The organism is Desulfosporosinus sp. SYSU MS00001, assembly GCF_049943955.1.
GTDB lineage: Bacteria > Bacillota > Desulfitobacteriia > Desulfitobacteriales > Desulfitobacteriaceae > Desulfosporosinus.
This window is the reverse complement of record NZ_JBNFTW010000009.1, coordinates 168744-184418: the sequence shown is the minus strand read 5'-3', so window position 1 is coordinate 184418 and position 15675 is coordinate 168744. Positions and strand designations below refer to the sequence as shown.

The window sequence follows — 15675 nt, the reverse complement described above, 5'->3', positions numbered from 1 at the left end:
ATTAATGTGGGGTACTCTTACCGTGATGCTGGTGTTGATATACAAGCTGGTAATGATGCAGTTGAACGTATTAAACCGGCAGTAGCCCGAACGCTCCGTCCGGAAGTATTAGGCGGACTTGGCGGATTTGGGGGACTTTTTAAATTAGATCTAAAAAAATATCCGGATCCGGTTTTGGTTTCCGGGACGGATGGCGTGGGAACAAAGCTCCGTCTTGCCTTCCAGATGAACCGGCATGATACTATTGGGCAAGATGCTGTGGCTATGTGTGTTAATGATATTTTGGTTCAAGGTGCGGAGCCTTTGTTCTTTCTCGATTATCTTGCTGTTGGCAAAGTGAATCCGGAAAGAGTTGCTGAAATTGTTGGCGGTATTGCCCGGGGTTGTGAAATGGCCGGTTGTGCCTTAATCGGAGGGGAAACCGCAGAAATGCCAGGTTTCTATGCTGAGAATGATTATGATATTGCTGGGTTTTCCGTCGGAGCAGTCAACCGTGATCAACTGATCGATGGGTCGGGCATTGAAGCCGGGGATGTTCTTATTGGCCTCCCTTCCACTGGATTGCATAGCAATGGGTATTCCTTAGCTCGTAAATTATTTGAGAGCTATTCTTTAGAGGAGGTTCTGCCGGAATTAGGAGAACCTTTGGGCGAAACCCTGCTGAGACCCACCCGAATTTACGTTAAGACTATTCTGTCGCTCCTTGCAAAACAGAATATTAAGGGTATGGTTCATATTACAGGGGGAGGACTTACGGAGAATATTCCCCGTATCTTGCCTTCAGGACTGGGGGTTCAGATCGATCCGACATCTTGGAAACGTCCGGCAGTTTTTGATTTGCTTCAACGTTTAGGGGATGTTGCTTGGCCCGAGATGTACCGGACCTTTAACATGGGTATCGGATTTGTCATCATTGTCAATTCGGAAGATGAAGAATCAATACGTCACCAGCTCAAGGAGATGGGTGAATTGAGTCATGTCATCGGACGTGTTGTTCATGGAGTAGGTGTCACCTATTGAGAACTGCAGTGTTAGCTTCTGGAAGAGGAAGCAACTTTAAAGCGTTGCTTGAGGCCTCAAAAAAAGAAGATTTACCGATTGAAATAGTTGCAGTCGGTTCCGATCAGCCGAGAGCCGCTGCTCTTGGCTTAGCCAAGGAATTTGGAATTCCAACTGGGGTTTTTTCGATTAGGGACTACCCCCAACGTCAAGCCCAAGAAGAGGAACTTTTGATTTGGATGAGGAAACATCGTGTTGAACTTCTGCTCTTAGCAGGCTATATGCGGGTTTTGGGGTCGGAGTTTATTCAACAGGCCAATTTTCCGATTCTGAATATTCATCCGTCTCTCCTTCCGTCGTTCCCTGGGCTTCATGCTCAGCGCCAGGCTTTGGAATATGGAGTCAAAGTAAGCGGCTGTACGGTTCATTTTGTCGATGAAGGTTTAGACAGCGGACCGATTATTTTACAGGAGGCAGTACCTGTCTTAGCAGAGGATACAGAGGATAGTTTATCTCAGAGAATTTTAGAAGCAGAACATCGTCTTTACCCTAAAGCCGTCCGGCTCTTAGTTTCTGGATGTGTTAGACGGGTGGGGCGTCGAGTTCAGATATTGCAACAGGAGGGTTTGGAATGAAGCGAAGAGCCATTATCAGCGTTTCAGACAAGACGGGAATTGTCACTTTTGCTCAAGGACTTGTTGAGTTGGGATTTGAACTTATTTCGACAGGGGGAACTTATAAAGTTCTTGATGAAGCCAATATCCCCGTGAAATATGTCAGTGAGGTCACAGGATTTCCGGAAGTATTAGGCGGACGGGTTAAAACCCTCCATCCGTTGATTCATGGCGGAATTCTGGCTCGTGATATTGAGGAACACCGCCAGCAGATGGAACAAAATGGCATAGGATTCATTGATTTGGTGGTCGTGAATTTATATCCTTTTCGGGAGACAATCTCTAAGCCAGGAGTGAGCTTTGAGGAAGCTATCGAAAACATTGACGTGGGAGGCCCGACCATGGTTCGCGCCGCAGCTAAAAATCACGGCAGGGTTACAGTATTGGTCAATCCAAAATCCTACGAAGAAGTCTTAAATGTCCTGCGTGAAACAGGGACTGTTTCCGCCGGTATGCGCAAGCGATTAGCGGCGGAGGCTTTCGCCCATACAGCGGAATATGATCGCCTGATTGCAGGTTATTTAGAACGGCAGCTTGAACCGGTTGGCGGTTTTCCCAGGACGCTGCGTCTAACTGCTCAAAAGGTTCAAGAATTGAGATATGGCGAAAATCCTCAGCAAAAGGCCGCTTTTTATATTAATTCTGAGGCCGCCTTAGGAAGTTTGGCAAGAGGAAAACAGCTTCAGGGAAAAGAACTTTCCTATAACAATTGGGTAGATATGGAGGCCGCGTGGAAACTTGCCCGCGAGTTTGACTCATGTGCTGCAGCCATCATTAAGCACACCAATCCCTGTGGAGCGGCTTTAGGAAATACGCCCTTAGAAGCTTACAAAAGTGCTTTGGCTTCAGATCCTGTTTCGGCCTACGGCGGGATTATTGCTTTAAACCGAGTAGTTGACGGTCCTACTGCTGAAGCAATTAAGGAGTGTTTCTACGAGGTGATTGTGGCGCCGGATTTTAGTCCGGAGTCTCAGGACATTTTAAGTTCCAAGAAAAATCTCCGGCTCTTTGCAGTTGGCAGAGGCGAGAATGACCGAGTGACTCCTCGCTTGATGCTGAAAAGCGTTGACGGCGGGTATCTGGTTCAAGAGGTGGATCGAGGAACAACTCCTATTGATGAATGGGAATTTATTACCCAGCAGAAACCTACAGAGAACGATTTAAAGGCTCTTGATTTTGCTTGGCGTGTTGTTAAACACGTTAAATCAAACGCCATCGTCATAACTGATCACCGGCAAACCTTAGGTGTCGGTGCGGGACAAATGAACCGTGTAGGATCAGTAAAGATTGCCGTTGAACAAGCCGGTGAAAAAACTAAAGGAGCATATTTAGCTTCCGATGCCTTCTTTCCCTTTCCGGATTCGATTGAATCTGCTGCCCAAGCTGGAATTCGAGCAATTATTCAGCCAGGGGGGTCTATTCATGATCCCGAAGTGATTGAGGCTGCTAATCGTTTAAATATTATCATGGTCTTTACGCATCGCAGACATTTTCAACATTAATTTTCCGGAAGGTAACGATTGGATAAGCGGGTGAGAATATGAATAAACTTCGAGTGTTAGTCATAGGAAGTGGTGGGCGGGAACATGCCCTTGCCTGGAAACTCTTGCAAAGCCCGGCGTTGGAACGTCTCTATGTTGCACCCGGAAATGCCGGAACCGAACCTTGGAATATCCCTATTTCGGCCCAAGATATTTCAGGTCTGGTGGAGTTTGCCTTAAAAGAAGATATTGATCTGACTCTGGTTGGCCCTGAAGATCCGCTTAGCTTAGGAATCGTGGATGCTTTCCAAGAGGCCGGGCTGCGAATTTTTGGGCCTGCTAAGGCCGCCGCTCAGTTAGAGGGAAGTAAATCCTTTGCGAAAATGATTATGGAACGGGCTAAAATTCCAACGGCTAAGTGGGAAGTCTTTGAAAATTCAGATCAGGCCAAAGCTTACATTAAGGACCTTGGAGCCCCTTGCGTTCTAAAAGCGGACGGTTTAGCAGCAGGAAAAGGTGTTATCGTGGCGATGGATTTAGATACTGCGCTTCAGGCTGTCGATGAAATCATGGATGGAAATTTTGGAGCAGCAGGGAAAAAACTTTTAGTTGAAGAGTTTCTTGAAGGGCAAGAAGTTAGCCTGCTCTGTTTCACGGACGGAACTACAGCCCGCCCGATGGTTCCTGTACAGGATCATAAGCGTGCTTTAGATGGTGACAAAGGTCTTAATACCGGAGGTATGGGAACATACAGCCCTCCTCCAATTTGGACAATTGAGCTTGAAGAATCGGTAATGCGGGATCTTGTCAATCCGACGCTAAAGGTTATGGCTGAATTAGGAACCCCGTTTCAAGGAGTCCTTTTCCTGGGACTAATGCTTACGAAACAAGGGCCAAAGCTTCTGGAATACAATGTTCGTTTCGGCGATCCAGAAACCCAGGTGGTAATGAAGCGCTTGAAGAGCGATCTTTTACCGATATTATGGGCTTGCACTGAAGGCCGGTTGTCGGAAGCTGATTTGGAGTGGAAAAACGAAGCTGCTGTGTGCGTCGTGATGGCTTCGCCCGGGTATCCTTCAAAGTATCCGAAAGGAATCCCGATTCGCCTGCCGGAGACAAAGGACAAGGATTCGGTAATTTTTCATGCCGGTACCGAAAGGAAAAATGGAATACTCGAGAGCAGCGGCGGCCGGGTGTTAGGCGTTACGGCTGCGGGAAAAACTCTGCTAGAGGCTCGCGCTAAAGCTTATGCTCTTGCGGAAACCGTTGAATTCCCCGGAGCACATTTTCGGCGGGATATTGGTGTCAAAGGTCTGAATTGAGCTGGAGATTTGAGTGACCACTAAGAGTCTCCCCCCATATAATAATGGCAAGGTTCGATAAAAAGGGGGGGATGAAGGTGTTTCATTATCGAAAGCATTTGTTTTATCCGGTACATGTTGAACGGCAAGATCCCGGGTTTGCCAAACTCTTGCTGGAACATTATGCTGGACGAAATAGTGAACTCACATCATCGATTCAGTACTTAAATCAGCGTTCGAACATGCCAAATAGGTATGTTCGAGATTTACTGGGATTAATAGCAGCGGAAGAATTAGGGCATATGGAATTGATTGCTGCAGCTATTGGCAAATTAGGGGGGCAGCCGCTTACTTGTGTGAATTCTCAAGGCGCTCCCTGGGTTTTAAATTATATTGATCAAAATGCTGACTATCTTACTATGCTGCAGGTGGATATTCAGGCAGAAACCAGGGCGGCCCTTCTTTATCAACAACATTTGGAGTCAACGACAGATCCTAATATGAAGAAAATGATCAACTTTTTAATTACTCGCGAAGGAGTACATAAACGTTTGCTCCAAAAAGCACTGCTGTTAATTCGAGAAAACGGGTCTCCGGAAGAATTAAATGAATTGATTTATGATTACAAGATGAGTTTGCAAGTTCTGGAATAACGGTCTGTCTCTTAAAAGATTTAGGCACTTCAATTGCGAAGTGCCTAAATCTTTTAAGATAAGGAACCACAAATAATAAAAACATGTGCTCAGCTCGCTGTAATTTGTTTGACGACTAAATTCACGAATCCGTCGGATTTAGTACAAAACTCCGCAAAATAATGATCAGGCTTGCAGTGCAAGAGTTTCAGCTTTTAGGTGTCAAGCTTTCGTTTTATGTGGCGCATGGTAACATGTATATGAGGTTTTTTGAGGAAAATAAGAAATTATTGTTAAGCATCAGTTAAGATTCCCGAAAAACATTTTAAAAAGCAGGAAAGTAAAATTCTATCTTGAAATTACACATATATTGCAGGAATAAAGACCTATTCAATAGGCCTATAAGAACAGAAAAAGAGTTCCAAGAATAATTGGAATAAATCTTAAAATTGTTCCTCGAGAGTTCTTGAGAAACAAGAAAACAATATCAGTCATAGAGACAGAAAGATGTTGAGGGCAAGGGCAAAATGAATCGGTTTGGTAAGTTCATCATAGTATTTTTGATTTTTATAGTTTCCGTATGTAGTGTATTGTATTTATCTTATTCCAAAAGTGCGATTCAAAGCAGCGCTAACTTGAGTAATCTAAATAGCCAATATAATGCTGATTCAGAAATAGAAAAATCCTTAAGGAATTTGTCAAAAAACGGTTATAAGGCAGAAGAAATTAGTGGTGTTAATACAGGAGAAAACGTGACCGCGATAACCTTCGAAGGAATGGTTGATCAAAAGACAACTAAAAAGCTGTTGGCCTTGCTTAAATCGTATGATGTAAAGTCTACATTTTTTTTGCCTGGCATAAAAGCAGCTGAGGATCCGGATACGGTGAAGGCAATATCTGACGCCGGACAAGTTATTGGAAATTATACATTAAACGCTGATACGCATATGGAGCGATTTTCCCAACAAGAAATGGTTAAGAATTTTTGTCGAACTAATGTAATTTTAGGGGATATTTCAGGAAAGGCTCCCTCTTTGTTAAAATGCAGCCTTACGGAATATTCGGATAGCCTCTTAAAATCTGCATATGCCAGTGGTTTAAAAGCTGCTGTTGACAGTAACTATTTTTTGAATTATCAAAGCTTTTCTTCACAGGAAGTTGCCAATAACTTTGTAAAAAACATCTCTAAAGGTTCCATTATTTCTATAAAAATGAATGGTATATTGGATCAGTCTGAGTATGAGAAAGGAAAAAAGACAGCAGATGAGAAACCGGGTATTACCCCTAAATCGACTCTGACCCAAAATAAAAAACTAGTCATTGATCAGAATGAAAAGTTAGTTGAAGTAGTAGGTTATCTCTTAAATGCTTTACAAAAGAATAATTATAAACTTGTGCCCGTAAATGGCCTTGCCCCTTATAAAGGCCTAGACTTTACAAAAAATTTGGAAGTTGTAAAGAATCAGAATAAAGGAAATAAGAAAGCACTGTTCCCTGATAAATCAGCTGTAAAGAATAATGTCGCTAATAATACTCTAAATTTGAATACTACTCCGGGTAATTATGAGGCTATGCGGATTTTGAATACCGGTCATAAGGCTGAACTGGTTACTAAGATATACACATCTCAGCCTTCTGTATGCTATATATTCAGGGGAATATCAAATAAAGAAGTATTGGACAGTGTTCTTCAGGAGCTGGATGCTTTGCATGCCAAGGCCACATTTTTTGTAACCGGAAAGGAACTAGTAGACGACAAAGCTAATGTGGATGAAATTGTTAAGAGGGGGTATCAAATCTGCAATGGCGGTTATGGTATTAAAAACCATACCGGCAAATCAGATTTTGATGCGGCCTGTTATGACATAGATATGGGGGAACGCTGCCTGAAGGCTTATTTGGGAAGCAACTATAGTGATAAAGAAAACAAATACTATATGCCCTATAATATGGATGCTAATGCTGAACTTTTGGAAGCGGCTAAAACACTGGGCTATAATAATGTCATTTCCTATAATATAAGTCCTGTGTCAGAGAAATTTAAAAATTTGTCTGCTAGTGAAATAATTAAGGTCTGTTTTGCGAATACGGTTGCCTTACAGCGAGGTGATATTGTCTATTTTCGATTGGATTATTTAACCCAAAAGGATGCTATCAGAGATTTAGTCTATGAAACAGCCGTAAAATATATCAAGAAAGCGCCTTATGATATTTCCAGTGTGGGGGATATGCTGACGAGCAATTTGGTTTATGTTCCTGCATCAAGAGCTCAGGCTAAGGGCAGTGATCTAATAAAAACAACAAATAATTTCCCTGAACAAAAGCTGTTATCTATGATAACCAGTAAATATATAGGGAATCCCTGTATTACTACAAGTGAAGACCTTATTGGCTTTTCTGACGAAGAAATAGCCCAGGTGGATAAAACAGGAAAGGTTAATACCAATGGTGAAAAAGTTATTTTTCTTACCTTTGATGATTGGGGTTACGATGATAATATTACCCGCCTTTTGAATGTTTTGAAAAAATATAACGTAAAAGCTACATTTTTTGTAAGAGTAGGAAATGATAATTTATCTTATGACAGTCCGATGCCGAATCCAAATTTGCTAAGAGCTATAGCCTTAGATGGACATGATATTGGCTGCCATACTTTCACGCATATGAAGGTAGATATAAAAACTGAGGCTGAGCAGGCTTTACTGCAAAAGGATATCGTGACAGCTCATCAGGAGATGGCTAGGTATATTGGAGATACAGGAAACCTAAAACTATATTTTAGGCCTCCGACTCTAGCCGTGAGTAAATTAGGTTTGGAAACTGTATTTAATTGCGGTTATCAGTATATTGTAAATGGAGATTTTGATCCTCATGATTATGAAGCTAATAGTGCCCAACAATTAATAAATAGATTGATTAATGGTATTAGCATTATAGGCACAGATCCGGATATAACTCCCGATACTCCCCCAGAGGACATTCTTAAAATTGGGCCGGGCAGTATAGTTGTTATGCATATGTTAGAGAATGCCCAGTATACCGCAGAGGCCCTGGATACTGTAATTCCTTATTACTTGGAAAAAGGGTACCGTTTTGCCAAGTTGAGTGACTACTTGAAATAGCAAAAAAGGAAAAGAAATATGAAATTTCTTCACAAAGCTAAAAGCGAAAGAAACAGCAAAGATATTGAGGATATACTGTTAAGGCCTACCAAAGATAGACGTTTACTTGCCAATGTTCCGGATAAAGAAGGAATTCGCACCAATGTTAACCGAAGGGGTAAACATGTGCTGGAGAATGGTGATAACGATGTATCCCAATACATGAAAAGCAACAATTACGGAATAAGATATCAAGCATCTTATCAGACAGAAATTATTTGTTGGCTGGATAATGGAGAAAAAGCAAAATTTTCAAGTAGAAGTAGCGATATATCGACAACTGGAATTTTATTAAACATAGAAAATCAAAGCCTGCTTGATGTCTTAACAAGCGCCCAAAAGATAAGATTGAAATTTGAAATCACCCCTGGATCCATGCCTGAAGGGTATGAAATGAAGGTTAAACTTGAAGGAAAAATGGTGCGATTTCAAAAGGCTTCTGATAATACTTTTCTTTGCGGCTTGGAATTTGTAGAGACATTAGCACAATATGCTAATCGAAAAAAAGGGCGCTATGTGCTTATGATGTCTAGTTTGGTTTTGTTTTTTACTTCCTTACTTATCGTTCTTATGAGAACGGAAAGCATTATTTACTTTGAGTTTTATAAATATTTATATCTATATAGTATTGTCACAGCAACATTTCTGCTCAGCCGCTATCTTTTTGGCGCATTATACCGACCTATGACGATTAACCCGGATTTTACCCCCGGCGTTACAATAATTATTCCATGTTTTAATGAAGAAGAATGGATTGCCAGAACTATAAACAGCTGTATTAATCAAGATTATCCTGTTGATAAGCTGGAAGTAATTGTAATAGATGACTGCTCAACTGACAACTCAGTCGAAGTGATAAAAAATACTATTGAGACAATACACTTGGGAGCAGAAAGACTGAAGACTATAGAAAGACTCCGTTATGTGGTGCAGGAAAAAAACGCCGGGAAAAGAGAAGCACTTGCCAGGGGCACAAAAATGGCGAAACATGAGCTGATAGTCTTTGTAGATTCAGATAGTTTTCTGGATCCCTTTGCTATAAAAAACCTTGTTCAGCCATTTCAAGATCCTAAAATGGGGGGAGTTTCCGGAAGAACTGATGTTGCCAATACATATACGAATACGCTGACCAAAATGCAATCTGTTAGATATTATATAGCTTTTCGCATAAACAAGGCGGCAGAAGCATTTTTTGATGCAGTCACCTGTCTTTCGGGTCCTCTATCTTGTTACAGGAAAGAAATAGTTCTTGATAATATGGATCAATGGCTAAATCAAAGATTTTTAGGCCAAAAGGCTACTTTTGGTGATGATCGAAGCTTAACTAATTTAGTATTGAAAAAACATCGGACTGGTTACCAGGATTCAGCGGTTTGCTCAACAATTGTTCCTAATACTTATAGTAATTTCATGAAACAGCAGATGAGATGGAAACGTTCCTGGTTGCGGGAGTCCATAATTGGTGGCAGGTTTATGTGGAAAAAGGAACCTTTGATGTCTCTGTTTTTCTATATGGGGTTCATTGTCCCTGCGGCTGCCCCCATAATATTTATATATAATCTTATATATATTCCTTTATTTCATCGAACTTTCCCATCAACTTATTTAATTGGATTATTATTAATGTCACTTTTAATGAGCTTCACTCAACTTTTATATCGTAAAAGCAGTACCTGGCTTTTTGGAATTTTATTTTGCCTATACTATGAAGTTTTTCTATTATGGCAGATGCCAATAGCCTGGGTGACATTTTGGAAAACCACATGGGGAACAAGAATGACACCTGAGGATATAAAAGAAAGAAACAGGAGAGAGGAAAAGAAGCGGAGGAAGTTTAAGAAGTCAATCGAAGTAAAAGACGAAAAAAACAGAAATATTTAGGTAATAGCTTTTTTTATCTTACTCGTTGCTTGACAGGGGTATATGGAGGGGCAAAGAAACAAATGAACATTAAGTATAGGCATACTTTTTCCCCTAAGAAAAAGGACAGAATGAAAATAATCAGAAGCATAATAGAAGGTTGCCTATTACTGGCAATAGTAGCGGTTATCATTCGGGCATTACCGAACAAAGACTATGTGCCCGTAAATGACCAAAACATAATTCAAAGCGATAAAGGCTTCATAGCACTTTCCTATTTCGGGGTTGACCGTACGGGAGATCAGAAATTAATTAGTACAGACAGGCTGGATGAACAGTTAAAAGCTTTAAAGGAATCCGGGTATGTTACGATTACTCAGCAAGATATATTGGATTATTACACGAAAGGAACTAAACTTCCCGCAAAATCTTTGTTTTTAATGTTTGAAGATGGAAGAAAAGATACCGCCATTTTCGCGCAAAAAATTATGGAACAATATAACTATAAAGCTACCATGTGCAGCTATGCTGAAAATCTGAATAATTATGATTCCAAATACCTAAAACCTCAAGATTTAAGGAATCTTGAGAAAACAAGCTATTGGGAACTTGGAACTAACGGATATCGCCTATCGTATATAAATGTTTTTGATAGATTCGGTAACTTTTTGAATCAGCTGGATACTTATCAATTTTCAAGCCTTGCCCCATATTTGGATCGCAATTACGATCATTATTTGATGGATTATATTCGGGATCAAAATGGAGTTCCGATGGAAGATATGACGCAAATGAAGAAACGTATAGCATATGATTATACTGCGGCCAAAGACATTTATACCAAAGCCGTGGGAAAGCTTCCATATATGTATATCCTTATGCATTCCAATACTGGGAAATTTGGCACCAATAATAATGTAAGTACAGAAAATGGAAAATGGATCACAAGTCTCTTTAAAATGAACTTTAATCGAGAAGGTAACAGCTCAAATGTAAAAGGTTCCTCAATCTATGATTTGACAAGATTGGAGCCTCAACCATACTGGTATCCCAATCATTTACTGATGAGAATATGGTCTGATACAAAGCAAAATCTAAATTTTGTGTCAGGAGATTTAAAAAGGAAGGCCTTTTGGAACACGGTTTTAGGAGAGTCCCAATTTGTAAAGGACGCTATTGTTCTTACTTCCCTGCCAAATGATCGTGGCTTGATGGAGCTGAAAAACAGTAACGATTATAAGGATATTTCCCTTTCCACAGAATTAAAAGGAAATAAAAAAGGTTCTCAGATGGTCTACCTTAGGGCTGATGAGGATTTAGAAAGCTACCTTTCCTGTCAAATTAAAGATAATGAGCTATATTTATACGAAAAGGAGAAGGGAAAACCTCAAAAGCAATTATACTCTTTAAATCTCCGTATTCTCGATAGTATTAGTTATCAATCAGTTGAGGCAAATAAGCTGGAAGCAGAAATCAAAGAACTGGAAACTTCAATAAAATATACTCGAGATACAGGTCAGGTTAAAGAATTAACTAAGCAGTTGATGGAAAAAGAACAAATGAAAGCCCGCACAGTTCAAGAAGGGGCAGATGCCGAGATTCCGAAAATCGGAATCTCGGAGCCAGGGGATCGCCTGGTTGAAATAGGTTTAACAGGTAATCGTATGACGGTTTATTTAGATAAGAAACCGATAGTTAAGGATCTGGAAGTCCATAAGACAACAGCTGGTCACATTTTTTTGGAGGCCGCCTTTAGTGGGGATGGATACAGTCAAAGTAATCTGGAGGATAATGTTTATGACGGTGTGTTTAAAGACCTCCTCATTAAGAAAATAACTGACTCTACAAAAACTAGTGAAATTATTTTATACAACAATCAATTATCCGGTTTGGATAAAGCATTTGATAAGATTGATTCCGGGTGGAATGACCTGATTAATTGGTCTATTAAAACCTTATAAATTACAGGCATGGAGATTGTTACTTTATGAAAAAGACAATTGCTATGGTGATACTTTTGGCCACAATGTCAATTCTATTATCAGGTTGCGACGACCGCGCAAATACTTCATCCACCAAAGGTTATCAGCTAAGTGCTTGGACAACCTACTGGGATTACAAAAATGTACCAAATGAAATTAATATCTTAGGAGATAATTTGACGGAAATCGTTTATTTTGGGGCGTATTTTGATCAGAGTAATCATTTATTCATACCAAAAGAAACTCAACGAACATTTCAAGAAATTAAAAATATGCCAGACAGTTTGAGATATAAAAATTATTTAGCCATAGTAAATGATAAAGTTAATAGTAAGGGCAAGACGTCCTTAAAGAGCAGAGACCTGTTGTATGAGCTGTTTGCGAATGAAAAATCAGTTGATCAACACATTAACGATATTGTTAATTTAGCCTGTGAAGGCGGCTATGATGGAGTCGAAATTGATTATGAAGCTATTAAAGGTACTGACCTCTGGCATATGTATTTAAACTTTACATCTAGACTTTATCAAAAACTAAAAGAACATAATCTTAAGATGAGAATAGATTTAGAATCTTCCGCGCCTATTAATAAATTAAAGTTTCCGGAAGGTCCCGAATATGTAATGATGTGTTATAACCTTTACGGAGCAGATAGCAAACCAGGTCCAAAGGCAGATAAAAAATTTCTTCAGGCTATGGCCGATAAAATGGCAGCTTTACCCGGAAAAAAGTCCCTTGCTATTGCGACGGGGGGATTTGATTGGAGTGAAAACGGAAAGGTTGAAGACATTACGGAGCAAGAGGCTGATTCCTTGTTGAAAAAATACTCAATTATTCCCCAACGGGATTCGGAAAAAAGCAACGCCTTAACATTTAAATATTCCGACCAAAGTGGTTTAAAACATCAAGTATGGTTTGCAGACGGATTAACACTTAGCTCATGGATAACTACTATTAAAAATAAGGGCGATTTCTATATCTCTTTATGGCGATTAAATGGAAACAATAAAGATTCCCTAAAATTACTTAGCAATTCCTGAAGAGCTAAATGAATTGATTTTGACTACGAGATGAGCTTGCAGGTTTTGAATAACGGTTCTGTCTCCTAAAAGACTTAGGCACTCCGCAGTTGAAGTGCCTAAGTCTTTTTTCAAGAGGTTCGTTTCCGCGGTTTATGGAGAGTCTATAGGGAAATTGGATTATTCGAGTTTGTGCCCTATGTCTTTCATTCAACAGCTAAATTTTAAAGGAATTTTATCATTGTGTGTATAACTATATAAAGTTGGACTTAATTTACAATCTTGTGGTCTGGAGTGATCTCTTCCGATAGGGCTGGAAGCAGTGGCGATTTCCAATATTCGAATTTTATGGTTTAAGGACTGGGGGTATATTGTCTTGGATAAGTTAAAACGGCAAAAGGATATAATCCGATATATTGCCCTGGAGCCATGGCTTTTTACAAGTTCGAGTTTGGCTAAGAAGCTGGGAGTTAATCTGATTACCGTACATCGAGATCTGGAAGATTTAAGGGATAATGGCTATATCTTTGAGCAGAACCATGCAGGAGCTCTCTATTTGGAGACGGGGGGGTGGAACGGGGTGCCTCCGGTTAATAAAGCAACTCTCCGGCAAATGGAAATCTTACGGCTTTTGACGGCAAACCCTAAAGGATTGACGCTTACTGAACTTTATCAGAGATTTAATCGGCAAGACGAAGAAGAAGTCAGCGGCAAGACCTTAGAACGGGCTGTAAAAGATTTGGAAAAGAGGAACCTCGTTAAGCGTGTAACTGAAGCTTTCATGGTCTATTCAGAGTCTATGCTTCTCCCTCTTCAGCTATCAGAGAAGGAAAAGATTCTTCTCTTTGAGGCTTTGCAACTTGAACGTGCCTTAGCTCCGATCCCTGAAGAAATGAGATCTCTTGAAGCTAAACTCAAACTCCGCATAGGGGAGACAGCAAAGGCACGGGAAGCTTTATTTGTTCATGGCAGGACTCCCAGTCAGGATATTCACCGGAGTAAATACTGTATGGAACTTGAGGATGCTGCACGATGCAGGAACAGTGTTACGATCCTTTATCGCAAAGAAGAGGAGCCTGTTCGTGAAATTAGGCTAAATCCTTTGGGGATTGTATATTACTGGGTGTTGGACAATTGGTATCTCATAGCGCAAGACGAAAAAAGTCAAAGGATAAAAACGTATCAAATAAACCGTATTTTGGATGTAGAGAGGCTCGAAGATACCTTTTCACCGGTGGAAGGATTTAGCTTACAAAAATGGTTTCAGTACGCTTGGGGAGTTTATCGGGATCATCATCCCAGATTTGTGAAGATTCGATTCTATGATTATTATTCAACGTTAAATCGAGTTAGAATGGAAGTTGCTCAACGCCAAACCTGTCAATTAATTGAGGAAGAGGGAAGTCTCTTGATGATTGATCAGGTTGAAGGGTTGGACGAATTAGCTGTATGGCTGCGCGGGTTCGGGGCGGGTGCAGAAGTACTTGAGCCCCTTGAGCTTAGGGATAAGCTTAAGGATCAGTTTACTCAACTCTTGCATTTGTATGGAGGTAATTCGGATGGACATGATTGAACGTCTTGAGAAGATAATGGCTTTGATCGAGGCCCATCCAGAGGGATTAACGGGGAAGGCTCTATCGGAAGCCTGCGGCGTTCCTTGGGGGACTATGAAACAAGATTTGAGGGCCTTGCTTCTTTCACCAGAGCATTCAATTCCCTTGTATACGGATCATGATGAGAGCAATGATGAGAGTGGAGAAGATCTGCTGAATCCAGATGTTAAGTGGTTTTTGGGAACAGCAGAGAAACAATTTACTCCGGTACACCTTAACGTTAGAGAAGCCTTAGGAATTTTGAGAGCTTTAGAAGTTCTTCAGGAAGAAAACTTCTTAAAAGAAAGTCTCAAACAGAAAATTCTAGCGGGCTTTGATCTGGGTACAGAAGAGACTTATCGCTATATTAAAGGAGATTATACTCCTTTAGAACCTATTAAGGGTGAGATTTTCGCCTCTATCGAGAAGGCAGTTCAGACAAACCGAAAATTAAACATTATTTTTAAAGGCCGGTCTATAATCGTGGACCCTTTGGGGATTGTTTACTATTCTCGGCTAAGAAAATGGTATTTTGTTGCGCGGCAGGGAGACACCATTAAAAATTACAATCTGAATAATATCATAGAGGTCTGTGAAACGGATCAAGCCTACACCTATCCGGAAGGCTTTTCCCTAAAGACGTGGTTTGGCCCCCGCTGGGGAGTGGAATATGGTGAGTTGATTCGGGTCAAAGTACGATTCTTAAATCGTTCGCAAACTTTGGCCAAGGTGCGCAAAGATGTTGCCCATCGTAAGAGTAAACTGTCTCTCATGGACGATGGCTCTCTGATCCTTGAAGATACGATCATCGGCGCTAATGAATTTGTTAACTGGATTCTTGGCTTCGGATCAGCGGCCGAGATTTTGGAGCCTAATGAACTGCGTGAACTAATTTTTAACCAGATTTGTAAGACGTTAGAGAATTACTAAGCAACAATTTCTTGTCTTAATCCTCTGGTACAATTGACATAACA

11 protein-coding genes are annotated in these 15675 nt (G+C 40.5%); all 11 read left to right on the top strand.

What is annotated here, in order from left to right; translation table 11 throughout:
- The first annotated feature begins 6 nt into the window (after nucleotides 1-6).
- Nucleotides 7-1020, top strand: a complete 1014-nt coding sequence (gene purM / locus ACPUYX_RS16210) for a phosphoribosylformylglycinamidine cyclo-ligase (protein ID WP_426380673.1) — start codon at nucleotides 7-9, stop codon at nucleotides 1018-1020.
- A complete protein-coding gene (gene purN / locus ACPUYX_RS16205) occupies nucleotides 1017-1634 on the top strand; it encodes a phosphoribosylglycinamide formyltransferase (protein ID WP_426380672.1) in 618 nt (205 codons plus the stop codon). The genes purM and purN overlap by 4 nt, the downstream gene beginning before the upstream one ends.
- Nucleotides 1631-3175 carry a bifunctional phosphoribosylaminoimidazolecarboxamide formyltransferase/IMP cyclohydrolase gene (gene purH / locus ACPUYX_RS16200; RefSeq protein ID WP_426380671.1) on the top strand — a complete coding sequence of 515 codons (1545 nt, stop codon included), beginning with the start codon at nucleotides 1631-1633 and terminating at the stop codon, nucleotides 3173-3175. Before purN ends, purH begins: the two co-directional genes overlap by 4 nt.
- A gap of 38 nt (nucleotides 3176-3213) precedes the next feature.
- Complete coding sequence (gene purD / locus ACPUYX_RS16195; protein ID WP_426380670.1) at nucleotides 3214-4476, top strand: phosphoribosylamine--glycine ligase; 1263 nt, start codon at nucleotides 3214-3216, stop codon at nucleotides 4474-4476.
- A gap of 77 nt (nucleotides 4477-4553) precedes the next feature.
- Complete coding sequence (locus tag ACPUYX_RS16190) at nucleotides 4554-5108, top strand: manganese catalase family protein (protein ID WP_426380669.1); 555 nt, start codon at nucleotides 4554-4556, stop codon at nucleotides 5106-5108.
- Between the two features lie 614 nt (nucleotides 5109-5722).
- Entirely contained in the window at nucleotides 5723-8209 is a 2487-nt protein-coding gene (locus tag ACPUYX_RS16185; RefSeq protein ID WP_426380668.1) for a polysaccharide deacetylase family protein, read from the top strand.
- A gap of 18 nt (nucleotides 8210-8227) precedes the next feature.
- Nucleotides 8228-10129: a glycosyltransferase family 2 protein gene (locus tag ACPUYX_RS16180; RefSeq protein WP_426380667.1), complete on the top strand. Its 1902-nt coding sequence runs from the start codon at nucleotides 8228-8230 to the stop codon at nucleotides 10127-10129.
- 62 nt (nucleotides 10130-10191) lie between these two features.
- Nucleotides 10192-12069 (top strand): glycoside hydrolase, encoded by a 1878-nt coding sequence (locus ACPUYX_RS16175; RefSeq protein WP_426380666.1) that lies wholly within the window; start codon nucleotides 10192-10194, stop codon nucleotides 12067-12069.
- 26 nt (nucleotides 12070-12095) lie between these two features.
- Nucleotides 12096-13130 carry a glycosyl hydrolase family 18 protein gene (locus tag ACPUYX_RS16170; RefSeq protein ID WP_426380665.1) on the top strand — a complete coding sequence of 345 codons (1035 nt, stop codon included), beginning with the start codon at nucleotides 12096-12098 and terminating at the stop codon, nucleotides 13128-13130.
- A gap of 355 nt (nucleotides 13131-13485) precedes the next feature.
- A complete protein-coding gene (locus tag ACPUYX_RS16165) occupies nucleotides 13486-14682 on the top strand; it encodes a WYL domain-containing protein (protein ID WP_426380664.1) in 1197 nt (398 codons plus the stop codon).
- Nucleotides 14669-15631 (top strand): helix-turn-helix transcriptional regulator, encoded by a 963-nt coding sequence (locus ACPUYX_RS16160; RefSeq protein WP_426380663.1) that lies wholly within the window; start codon nucleotides 14669-14671, stop codon nucleotides 15629-15631. Before ACPUYX_RS16165 ends, ACPUYX_RS16160 begins: the two co-directional genes overlap by 14 nt.
- Nucleotides 15632-15675 lie beyond the last annotated feature (44 nt).

What these genes read in the sequence shown, in the direction of transcription:
- purH (WP_426380671.1), top strand. Translation starts at nt 1,631, where the DNA reads ATGAAGCGAAGAGCCATTATCAGCGTTTCAGACAAGACGGGAATTGTC.
- purD (WP_426380670.1), top strand. Translation starts at nt 3,214, where the DNA reads ATGAATAAACTTCGAGTGTTAGTCATAGGAAGTGGTGGGCGGGAACAT.
- ACPUYX_RS16180 (WP_426380667.1), top strand. Translation starts at nt 8,228, where the DNA reads ATGAAATTTCTTCACAAAGCTAAAAGCGAAAGAAACAGCAAAGATATT.
- ACPUYX_RS16175 (WP_426380666.1), top strand. Translation starts at nt 10,192, where the DNA reads ATGAACATTAAGTATAGGCATACTTTTTCCCCTAAGAAAAAGGACAGA.
- ACPUYX_RS16170 (WP_426380665.1), top strand. Translation starts at nt 12,096, where the DNA reads ATGAAAAAGACAATTGCTATGGTGATACTTTTGGCCACAATGTCAATT.
- ACPUYX_RS16160 (WP_426380663.1), top strand. Translation starts at nt 14,669, where the DNA reads ATGGACATGATTGAACGTCTTGAGAAGATAATGGCTTTGATCGAGGCC.